Below are 10,014 nucleotides of genomic sequence, written 5' to 3' on the forward strand. Positions count from 1 at the left end.
TGCTTGCCCTACTTGCCGTCCACCGTGAAGGCGTAGAAAGTGCCCTCGGTGAGGCTGCCGGTGGTGCCGCCGCCGTTGGAGAAGCGGGCGTAGCCGTTGCCCCAGTAGACGGTGCCGTCGACGACCGCGGGGCCCGCGTTGGAGGAGTACGGCGCGGTGAAGTCCCACAGGTAGGCGCCGGTCGCTCCGTCGAACGCGTACATGCGGCCGCTGGTGGAGCCGCCGAAGACGACGCCGTTCGCGGTGGTCAGGGCGCCCCAGGCGAAGCCGTCGGTGCGGTCGGCGACCTGCCAGAGGATGCGTCCGGTCTGCGGGTCGAGGGCCGCGAAGGAGCTGCGGGTCGTCGTCGTGCCGTCGGCCAGCTGGTAGGGCTGTCGGTTGAAGTTGGCCTCGGCGATGTAGATCCGCTTGTCGTCATTGGCCGTGCCCCACTGGATGCCGCCGATGTGGCCGCCGGGGCCGGCCGCCGCGCTCCAGACGACCTGTCCGGTGGCCGCGTCCATCAGCCAGTACTCGCCGCTCTTCTCGCCCGCGCCGATCACCTTGCGGGGGCAGCCGTCGGGCCCCTTGATGGTGATGAGGTGCGCGCCGTCGCCGAAGTCGTAGTCGTAACCCGGGTTCGGCGGGCAGTTGTTGGGCGGGAAGCCGGGAAGGCAGCCGGTGTTCCAGGCGTCGAACCGCTTGGCTCCTGTGTTCCACTTGACCTGGCCGGTCCGCATGTCGAGGGCCAGCACGGTGTCCACGTAGTTGTCCGGGGCGTAGCACTCGGCCGGGGTGTGGCCGGCGGTCTGGCAGTCGCTGACGGACTGCGGGACGGTGTAGTTGTTGCCGGTGGTGAAGTACACGGTGTTCGTCGACGGGTCCAGGGCCGGGGTGCCCCAGACGGCCACGCCGCTGTAGCCGCCGGGCTGCCCGCCGTTGTCGGGGGTCGTGTACTGGCGCCACAGCCGGTCGCCCGTGGCGGCGTCGAAGGCGTTCACGCTGCCGCGGAAGGTGCAGCAGGGGAAGGCCGGGTCGAGCGCGCCCTCGGATTCGCGGGAGGAGACCCCCTGGTAGATCACGCCGTTGTGCACGACGGGCGACTGGGTCAGCACCGCCTTGTACTGGGTGTCGACCTCCCGGCTCCACACCTTGTTGCCGGTGGCGGCGTCGACGGAGATCAGGACGGCCTTGTTCCAGTCGGCTATGTACACCTTGCCGCCGACGACGGCGGGGCTGGTGCGGGAAACCGACCCCGGGTCACCGGTGTACTCGGAGACCTTGCGCGTCCAGATGCGGTTGCCGGTCTTCGCGTTGACCTTGTGCAGGTAGCCGCCCCAGTCGGGGAAGTACACGGCGCCGTCGACGACGGCCGGGGTCGCGGACACGTCACCGTGCGTGGGATAAGTCCACTTGGCCTTCAGCCGCCCGACGTTGCCCTTGGTGATCGTCGATTCCTGCGGGTTGGAGCGGCTGTTGCGGATGTCGTGGCCGCCGGTGGGCCAGGACGAGGTGGTCTGGGCGGTGCTGGCCGTGGGGGCCGAGAACAGGGTGGCGGTCAGTGCGAATACGGCGAGCAGCGCGAGTCTGCGGACCATTCCCTGACGGGTCCGGGGTCTTGTGCGCATGGGTCTTCCTCTTTCGTGCCGTGATGGGTTGGTTCGGGGATCAGCGGGCGGTCACCGGTACGCGGGTGCCGTGCAGTTCGGCGGCGCGTGCGGTGAGCTCCAGCCGGTCGGTCTTCTTGTTGGTGTTGAGGGGGAACTCGTCCAGCCGGTGGTAGTGGCGGGGGATCAGCTGGGCGGGCAGTACGGGGGCCAGGTCGCGGTGGAACTCCTGCGGCGAGCGCTGCTCGCCGAGGTAGAAGGCGACGAGTTCGGTGCTGTTGGCCACGGGCACGCCGACCACGACGGCTCCGGTGACCGGCGAGGCTGCGCGCAACGCGTGCTCCACCTCGGCGAGTTCGACCCGGTAGCCCTGCACCTGTACCTGGGAGTCCGTACGGCCCAGGTAGACGAGCTCGCCGCCGGCGAGTCGGCGGACCCGGTCGCCGGTGCGGTACCAGAGGACTCCGTCCTGCTCCCGGTACTTGCCGCGGCCGTCCTCCGGGTCGAGGTATCCGGCCGACAACTGGGGTCCGGAGAGCCACAGTTCGCCCTCGTCGGGTGCGGGTTCGCCGCGTTCGTCGAGGAGCAGCTCGGCGTGCCCGTCGTGGAGCAGGCCGAGCGGGACCACGCCGTTGACGCCGAGCCGGGTGGACTCCTGCGGCGACCAGCGGTGGCGGTGGGTGGTGATGGTCATCTCGGTCGGCCCGTAGACGTTGACGACCGCCGAGTGGGGGGCGGCCTGCTGCCAGGCGTCCGTGTCCTCGAACTGGAGGGCCTCGCCGCCGAAGTACGTCCAGCGCAGCGAGGGCATGCTGCCGGGCACCAGGCGGCCGGTGCGGCGGGACAGCGAGATCACGCTGGGCGCCGAGAACCAGACGGTGATGCCGTGCTCGGCGACGAAGCCGGGCAGGTCGCGGTAGGCGTGCGGGGAGACGGAGACCAGCGGCGCGCCGACCGCCCAGGCGCACCACAGGTCGGAGACGGCGGAGTCCCAGTTGAGGTTGGCGGCCTGGGAGAAGACGTCGGCGGCGGTGAAGTCGTACCAGGCGTCCATCAGCGAGAAGTAGTGCGCCGTGTTGCCGTGGGTGAGCCGGACCCCCTTGGGGCGGCCGGTGGATCCCGAGGTGAACAGGACGTAGGCCACGTCCTCGGGGGCGGCGGACCGCGGCGCCGGCAGCGCGGTCTCCGGCCCGGCGGCCAGGGGCAGCAGGGTGCTGCCCCCGGTCAGGGCCCGTGTCCCGGCGGCGGTGAGGTGGGGTGCCAGCACGGGGAGGGCCCCGAGCCGGTCCGCCAGTCCCCCGGCGAGCAGGGCCGCGCCCTCCTCGTCCACGATCAGGGCGGAGACCTGCGCGGAGTCGAGCATCGAGGCGATCTTCCCGGCCGGGAAGTCGGCCAGTACCGGGACGGCGGGCAGCCCCGCGTACAGGCTCGCCAGGACGGCGACGTACGAGGTCAGGCTGCGGCCGGCCAGGATGCCGACGGCCTTGGGCGGGCCACCGGGGGCGGCTAGCAGTGCTCCCGCCCAGGACAGGGCCAGTTCGTGGGCCGTCGTGTAGTCGACGGTGTCCTTCCCGACGCGCACCGCCACCCCGTGGGGCGATATTTCCAGGCCGCGCAGGAAACGTGCGTGCAGCGCTGTCGAAGCCATTGATTCCATTTTCGTTCCTCATTCCCCGGCGCATTTCCGGGACGCATTGACAGCCATCGCGGGCCGCCCTCATCATTCCCGTATGCCAGAACTCACGAATCACACCTGGGACGGCTCTTTCGAGGCCGTCGTCCGCCCGTTCCTGCCCTATCTCTCCCCCGACGAGAAACTGACCGGAGATTCCCAACTGAAGGATCTGGGGCTGGACTCGATGGGTACGGTCGAACTGCTCGCCGCACTGGAAGGCGCCTATGACGTGCGTTTCCTGGACGACGCACTGAAACTGGAGAATTTCGCCAGCCCGGAAATTCTCTGGAAGACCCTGATGACCTCGACAGAATCCACCGCGTGAGAAACCGGATCCACCGGCCGGCCCGACAAGGATTTCGCATCCGAGTCGGGCCGCTTCGTTTACCGGGCTAAAGGAGCCGTTGGAAGCTGTCCTCGATCCGGTCGAGTACGGACCGGACGTGCGGCAGGGAGAGGGGGTCCTCGGCGTCCAGCGCCAGCTGCTGCTGCTCGGCGCTGTCGCCGTAGAGCATGCTGGTGGCGCACTTGAAGCGCAGGGCCTCGCCCTCGTCGCCGAGCAGGTGTCCGGCGAGGACCACGATCCCGAGGTCGAGCATCCGGCGGGCCAGCGACGGCGAGTCGCCCACCTCGTGCTTGGCGAGTTCCTCGCGGACCGGTTCGAAGTCGGGGTAGACGTAGAAGGCCCCGGTGGGCGGCCGGCAGCGGGCTCCGGCCGCGACGCAGATGCGGTGGACGTCGCGGGCGACGATCCCGTGCAGCCTGGCGCTGGCGCGCAGCCGCTCCCGGATCTCCCGGGGCTCGTCGAAGGCGTACTCGGCAACCTCCTGCATGGGCCCGGCGAGCGTCGACCAGACCTCGCTGGCCACGGAGACCACCCCGGTACGGATCCAGTCGCCCCACGGCCCTTCGGGGAAGCGGGCCACGCCGATGCGCCAGCCGCCCAGGGCCAGGCTCTTGCTGAGCCCGGTGGCGATCACGGTGCTCTCGGGGGCCACTTCGGCGGGGCTGAGGTAGTCGGTGGCCGGGTCGTGCACCACGTCCCGGTAGATCTCGTCCGAGACGATGAGCAGGCCCTCCTCCTCGGCGATCGCGCACAGTTCGCGGATCATCGCGGGCGGGGCGAGGGTGCCGGTGGGATTGTCCGGCAGGGTCAGCACCATGATGCGCGGGTCGTGGCCCAGCACTCGGGCCGCTTGCACGCACTCGCGCAGCGCGTCCGGGTCCGGTACGCCGCCGCACTCCTCCGGGATGGGCACGGCGATCGGGTGCTTGCCGGCGAGCCGGGCCTGGGGGGCGTACGTGTTCCAGGCCGGTCGGGGCAGCAGGACGTCCCCGGGGACCGCCAGGTTGATGGCCATCAGCAGCGGTTTGCTGCCCGGCGCGACCACGATCTGCTCCGGGTCGGTGGGGATCCGGCGGCGCTCGAAGTAGCCGGCGGCCGCGGCGCGCACTCCGGGCGAACCGGCCACCGGGCCGTAGGCGTTGCGGGTGGCCCCTTTGGCGAGCCGTTCCACGAGCGGGCCGAAGGCCGGCAGCCTCGACTCGCCGAAACCGAGGTGGATCAGGGGCTCCCCGGCGGCCTGGCGCTGCGCCACCAGCTGGTTGAGAGCCAGGTTCGGGGACATCCTCATGTCGCTCATGCCTTGCTCCCCACCGGCGCGGCGGCCCTGGTGCCGAAGAGTTCGGGTTCACCCGGCCAGGCCGGTCCGGCGATGGCACGGGCGATGTCGGCGGGCGCGGAGCGGTCGAGGCGCAGCTCGTCCAGCCAGGCGGCGTCGGCGTCGTAGTGCGCGAGGAAGGGCCGGCCGACCAGGGCGGGGTCGCGGGCCTGCACCATGCGCAGCTGGAAGAAGCGGCCTTCCGCGTTCTCGACGATCCCGTCGACGGCGACCTTGCCGGGGGTCGCGGACATCACCGGGCCGCGGACCGTGCGGGCCAGGCCGGGCAGGGTGCGGTAGGCGGCCTGGTAGATCTCGGCGGCGCGGGCGAGCGGCACGCGGAAGTAGTCGTACGGTCCGGTGTCGCGCTCCACGAACATGTAGTACGGCACGGCGCCGAGGGCGAGTTCGGCCCGCCACATCCGGCTCCACACGTCCGGATCGTCGTTGACCTTGGCGATGAGGGGGGCCTGGCAGTACACGAGGGCGCCGGTGGACCTGATCCGGGCGATGGCCTGCCGGGCGAGGTCGGTCTCCAGTTCGCGGGGGTGGCTGAAGTGGGCCATCACGGCGAGGTTGCGTCCGGAGGCGACGACCTTCTCGAAGAGCCGCAGGACGTCGTCCGCGTCGGGGTCGCCGATGTAGCGCTGCGGCCAGTACGCGACGGACTTGGTGCCGATCCGGATGGTGCGCACGCTCTCCAGGGAGAGCAGCGGTTCCAGGTGGCTGCGCAGCCGTTCGGTGGACATCACCATCGGGTCGCCGCCGGTGACGAGCACGTCGCCCGCGTCGGGGTGGGCTTCGAGGTAGGAGATCAGTCCGCGCGGGTCGGGGGCGGCGAAGCGCAGGTCCGCGTCGCCGACGAACTGGGCCCAGCGGAAGCAGTAGGTGCAGTACGAGTGGCAGGTCTGGCCCTGGCTCGGGAAGTACAGCACCGTCTCGCGGTACTTGTGCTGGAGTCCGGGGATCTCGGCGCCGTCCCGGGTGGGGACGTTGAGCTCCTTCTGCCCGGACGGGTGCGGGTTGAGCCGGCCGCGGATCTGCTGCACGAGGGTGCGCAGGGCCACCTTCTGGGCGGGGTCCGCGGAGAGGGCGGCCAGATCCCGCTCGTTCTGCTCGGTGAGCATCCCCCGCTGCGGGAAGACCAGTTGGAACATCGGGTCGTCGGGGATCCGGTCCCAGTCGATGAGCTGCGACAGGACGTACTCGTTGACCCGGAAGGGCAGCACCATCGACACGAGCCGGACGGTCTCCCGTATGTCGGCGGGCAGGCCGTGGCGCTCGGCGATCTCGTCGAGCTGCCGCGGCCCGTATGCGCGGAACCGTGCCGTCTCGACAGAATCGGTTGCCAGCAGGGACATGCGGATATTCCTCCAGCCTGGTGCCTGGCAGTTCCGAGCGTGTGCTCGAACGCGATTCGATGCTAGGGAGACGAATCGGCCGTCGGACCCCAGAACCGACCCCAGCCCTACCCTTACGACGACCCCGCCCCGGTCTTCGGCGGGCATGGCGAAGCCGCCCAGGACCAGCGGGGGTTGAGGTCCTGGGCGGCTGTCCGTGGGCCTCCGGACGGAGGTCCGGCCGGGTGGTCAGGCGATGCCGGTGCCGGGCTGCTGGGCGGCGGCCTTGGGGGCCTCCGCGGCGGACTCGGCGGCCGCCTCGGCGGCGCGCGCGTTGTCGGTCTGGACGGAGCGCAGCCCGATCAGGGCGTAGACGGCCGCGCCGGCCATGACGACCGCGCCGGCCACGGAGGCGGCGTGCACCTCGGTGGTGAAGGCCGCCCGGGCCGCCTCGACGAGGCTGGTGGACGCGTCGCCCGAGAGCCTCCCGGCGGCCGCCAGGGCGCCGCCGATGGTCTCGCGGGCCTGCTCCAGCGCGTCGGCGGGCACCCCGGCCGGGGAGTCCAGCGAGTCGCTGTTGCGGTAGACGGCGGCGCCGATGCTGCCGAGGACGGCGACACCGAGGGCGCCGCCGAGCTCCTGGCCGGTCTGGAGCAGGGCGGAGGCGGTGCCGGCCCGCTCCGGCGGGACCTGGCCGACGACGAGCTCGGTGACCAGGGTGAGGACGGGGGTGAGACCGACGGCCAGCGCGATGATGCCGATGAGGATCAGGAGCAGGCCGTCCTCTTCGGGGACCTGGGTGAGCATCAGCAGGGCGACGGTGGCGATGGCGAACCCGCTCGAAATGATGACCGCGGGCCGGACGGTGCGCACCAGGACGGTGGCGACGGGCACGACGGCGCCCACCGCGAGGGTGCCGGGGATGGTCCACAGCGCGGACTTCAGGGCGCTCATCCCGAGGACCGACTGCAGGTACTGGGTGGAGAAGAGCGAGTAGCCGACCAGGGTGAAGCAGGCCAGCATGTTGACGGTGACCGAGGCGCCGAAGGCACCGTTGCGGAAGAGCGAGAGGTCGACCATCGGGTCGGAGCTGGTGCGCTGGCGCCGCAGGAACAGCGGGACGAGCGCCAGGCCGACGGCGATGGCGACGACGTAGGTGACGGAGAAGCCGTCCACGGCGATCTTCTTGAAGCCGTAGATGACCGGCAGCACGATCGCGAGCGACAGCGCGGCGCTGATCAGGTCGAACTTCCCGGCCGCCGCGTCCTTGAACTCGGGCAGCAGGAACGGCGCCGCGACCAGCAGGAGCAGCATCACGGGGACGTTGATCAGGAAGACGGAACCCCACCAGAAGCCGGTGAGGAGGGCGCCGCTGACCACGGGGCCCAGCGCGGCGCCGGCGGCCATGCCGGTGGACCAGACGGCGACGGCGGTGCGGCGCTGGGTCTGGTCGCGGAACAGGTTTCGGATGAGGGCGAGCGTGGAGGGCATGAGGGTGGCCCCGCCGATGCCCTGGAGCGCCCGGGCGGTGATCACCATCTCGGGGTTGGAGGCGTAGGCGGCGAGCAGGGAGCCGCCGCCGAAGACCACGGCACCGATCAGCAGGAGGCGGCGGCGGCCGATGCGGTCGCCGAGCGCGCCCATGGTGAGCAGGACGCCGGAAAGGACGAAGCCGTAGATGTCGATCATCCACAGCTGCTCGCTGCCGGACGGCCGGAGGTCCTCGCTGATGGCGGGGATCGCGAAGTAGAGGACGGTCAGGTCCATCGAGACGAGCAGCACGGGCAGGAGCAGTACGCCGAGGGCGATCCATTCCTTGCGGCCCGCTTTGGCCTCCGGTCCGGTGGTGCCGTTCTCGCTCAGGGAGCTGGTCATGGGGACTGTCCAATGCTGTCGGGACGGGGCGTATGTATCAGTGAACGGAAAGAGCGGCGCAGCAGGGTGCTCCGGGAGCCGGAACAGGGGTGGAAACAGGGGTGCTTGAAGGGAACGGCATAGGGGTGGGAACAGGGGTCGGGACAGGGGTCCGGACAGGGGCCCGGACAGGAGTCGGGGCCCGGGCTGCGAGCCCGGGCCCCGGCCGAACCTCCCGAACGGGGGGTCAGCCTTCCTCGGCGACGAGTGCCGCCAGGGCCCTGCGGTCGGTCTTGCCGTTGGGCGTGAGCGGCAGGGCGGGGATCAGCCCGACCTTCCGCGGCACCATGTAGTCGGGCAGGGTCTGCTTGCAGAAGGCGCTGATCGCCACGGGGTCGGCGTCGAAGCCGCGGGCGGGCACCACGTACGCGTACAGCTCCGGGTCCTCGCCGGGCCGCGGGCGGACCACCGCCGCGGCCGCCTCGACGCCCGGGAACTCAAGGAGCCGGCGCTCGATCTCGCCCAGCTCCACCCGGTTGCCCCGGATCTTGACCTGGAGGTCGGACCGTCCGACGAAGTACAGCTCACCACTCTCGCCGCGGTATGCCAAGTCATTTGACTTGTAGACGAGTTGGCCGGACTTGGGGTTGAGCGGATCGGGTACGAGCACCGCCCGGGTGGCCTCCGGGTCGTCCCAGTAGCCGGTGAAGAGGGAGGGGCCGCGCAGGTGGATCTCGCCGACCGTGCCCGGCTCCCCGACGGGCCGCCCCTGCTCGTCGATCAGCAGCATCTCGGCGCCGGGGTAGGCGAATCCGATGGAGAGCTTGTCGACGCCCTCCGGCAGCGGGTTCGGCACGTCGGTGAGGGAGAAGGCCATCGCCTCGGTCGGGCCGAAGCAGTTCACTACCCGGGCCTCCGGCAACAGCCCCTGCAGCTGGCGCAGTTCGGGCAGCGGGAAGGCCTCGCCGGAGAAGAGCACCCCGCGCACCTGCCCGGCCAGGGCGGCCAGGCCCTTCGCCTCGTGGCGCAGTACGGGCCGCCAGATGGACGGCACCCCGTCGACCTGGGTGGCCCCTGTGTCGGCGAGGAAGCGCAGGAAGCGGCGCGGCCAGTGCATCAGTTCACGCGGTACGGGGATCAGCTGGGCCCCCGAGCCGAGGGCGAGGCCGATGTCCAGCAGCGCGAAGTCGAACTGCAGCGGCGAGGTGGTGGCCAGCCGGTCCCCGGCGGTGACGATGCCGTGCCGGAGCATCCCCCGGTAGAAGGAGAGCACCCCGCGGTGGCTCATGACCACGCCCTTGGGCCGGCCCGTGGTCCCCGAGGTGAAGATCATGTAGGCGGCGTCGGTGCCGACCGGCTCCCGCCGGTGGCGGGTGCGCGGCGCGGGGGCGCGTTCCACGACCACCCCGTCGGGGCCGAACCGTGCCGTGCCGATGCTCTCGGGGACCCCCTCGCGGCCGCCGTTCACCGTCTGCAGGTGCAGGGCGGGCTCGGCGGTGGCCGCGATGGCCAGCAGCCGGGGGGTGGGGACCTCGGGGCTCACCGGGATGAAGGTGAGCCCGAGCATCGAGCAGGCGAGCAGTACGGCCACCGCGGAGGCCGAGTTGTCCGACTCCAGGATCACCCGGTCGCCGATGTCGAGGCCGAGGGCGTCCAGGGTCAGGGCGTAGTCGTGGGCCCTGCGCTCCAGTTGGCGGTAGCTCAGCACGCGGTGGGTGCCGTCCTCGCCGGCCTCCCAGGCGGCCGGGCTGTCGGGTGCGGTACGGGCCGCCGCCAGCATGAACTCGTGGATGCGCTCCGCCGGTCCGCGGACCGCGGCCGGAAGTTCCGTGCTCAGGCTCACCGCTGTGCCACCTCTGCTCGTCCGAGTGCTCGTCGTCGTCCGGTGCTCGTGCTCG

7 protein-coding genes are annotated in these 10,014 nt (G+C 71.3%); 1 reads left to right on the forward strand and 6 read right to left on the reverse strand.

The genetic code is table 11. The features are described 5' to 3' along the window. Positions 1 to 8: 8 nt before the first annotated feature. Both OG625_RS08070 and OG625_RS08075 read right to left on the reverse strand, forming a co-directional pair. Positions 9 to 1,607, reverse strand: a complete 1,599-nt coding sequence (locus OG625_RS08070; protein WP_329377757.1) for an outer membrane protein assembly factor BamB family protein — start codon at positions 1,605 to 1,607, stop codon at positions 9 to 11. Positions 1,608 to 1,647: 40 nt separating this feature from the next. Beyond that, on the reverse strand, positions 1,648 to 3,234 hold the full coding sequence (locus OG625_RS08075) for an AMP-binding protein (protein ID WP_329377759.1): 1,587 nt from the start codon (positions 3,232 to 3,234) through the stop codon (positions 1,648 to 1,650). Between the two features lie 82 nt (positions 3,235 to 3,316). On the opposite strand from OG625_RS08075, the gene OG625_RS08080 reads away from it, so the two are divergent. Next, positions 3,317 to 3,586, forward strand: coding sequence for a phosphopantetheine-binding protein (locus OG625_RS08080; RefSeq protein WP_329377760.1), 270 nt, complete (start codon positions 3,317 to 3,319; stop codon positions 3,584 to 3,586). 67 nt (positions 3,587 to 3,653) lie between these two features. Here the strand turns inward: OG625_RS08080 and OG625_RS08085 are convergent, their stop codons facing one another. From OG625_RS08085 to OG625_RS08100, 4 genes are all read right to left on the reverse strand, one after another. Beyond that, positions 3,654 to 4,904, reverse strand: a complete 1,251-nt coding sequence (locus tag OG625_RS08085; protein ID WP_329377762.1) for a pyridoxal phosphate-dependent aminotransferase — start codon at positions 4,902 to 4,904, stop codon at positions 3,654 to 3,656. Further along, positions 4,901 to 6,283 (reverse strand): KamA family radical SAM protein, encoded by a 1,383-nt coding sequence (locus tag OG625_RS08090; protein WP_329377764.1) that lies wholly within the window; start codon positions 6,281 to 6,283, stop codon positions 4,901 to 4,903. Before OG625_RS08090 ends, OG625_RS08085 begins: the two co-directional genes overlap by 4 nt. Before the next feature lie 228 nt (positions 6,284 to 6,511). Then, positions 6,512 to 8,137 (reverse strand): MFS transporter, encoded by a 1,626-nt coding sequence (locus OG625_RS08095; RefSeq protein WP_329377766.1) that lies wholly within the window; start codon positions 8,135 to 8,137, stop codon positions 6,512 to 6,514. 226 nt (positions 8,138 to 8,363) lie between these two features. After that, positions 8,364 to 9,959, reverse strand: coding sequence for an AMP-binding protein (locus tag OG625_RS08100; protein ID WP_329377767.1), 1,596 nt, complete (start codon positions 9,957 to 9,959; stop codon positions 8,364 to 8,366). Between the last annotated feature and the right edge of the window lie 55 nt (positions 9,960 to 10,014).

This window comes from Streptomyces sp. NBC_01351 (assembly GCF_036237315.1).
Classification (GTDB): domain Bacteria; phylum Actinomycetota; class Actinomycetes; order Streptomycetales; family Streptomycetaceae; genus Streptomyces.

Bases quoted from the DNA above. Each gene is read 5' to 3' on its own strand.
- OG625_RS08075 (WP_329377759.1), bottom strand. From the start codon at position 3,234: ATGGCTTCGACAGCGCTGCACGCACGTTTCCTGCGCGGCCTGGAAATA.
- OG625_RS08095 (WP_329377766.1), bottom strand. From the start codon at position 8,137: ATGACCAGCTCCCTGAGCGAGAACGGCACCACCGGACCGGAGGCCAAA.
- OG625_RS08070 (WP_329377757.1), bottom strand. From the start codon at position 1,607: ATGCGCACAAGACCCCGGACCCGTCAGGGAATGGTCCGCAGACTCGCG.
- OG625_RS08080 (WP_329377760.1), top strand. From the start codon at position 3,317: ATGCCAGAACTCACGAATCACACCTGGGACGGCTCTTTCGAGGCCGTC.
- OG625_RS08085 (WP_329377762.1), bottom strand. From the start codon at position 4,904: ATGAGCGACATGAGGATGTCCCCGAACCTGGCTCTCAACCAGCTGGTG.
- OG625_RS08090 (WP_329377764.1), bottom strand. From the start codon at position 6,283: ATGTCCCTGCTGGCAACCGATTCTGTCGAGACGGCACGGTTCCGCGCA.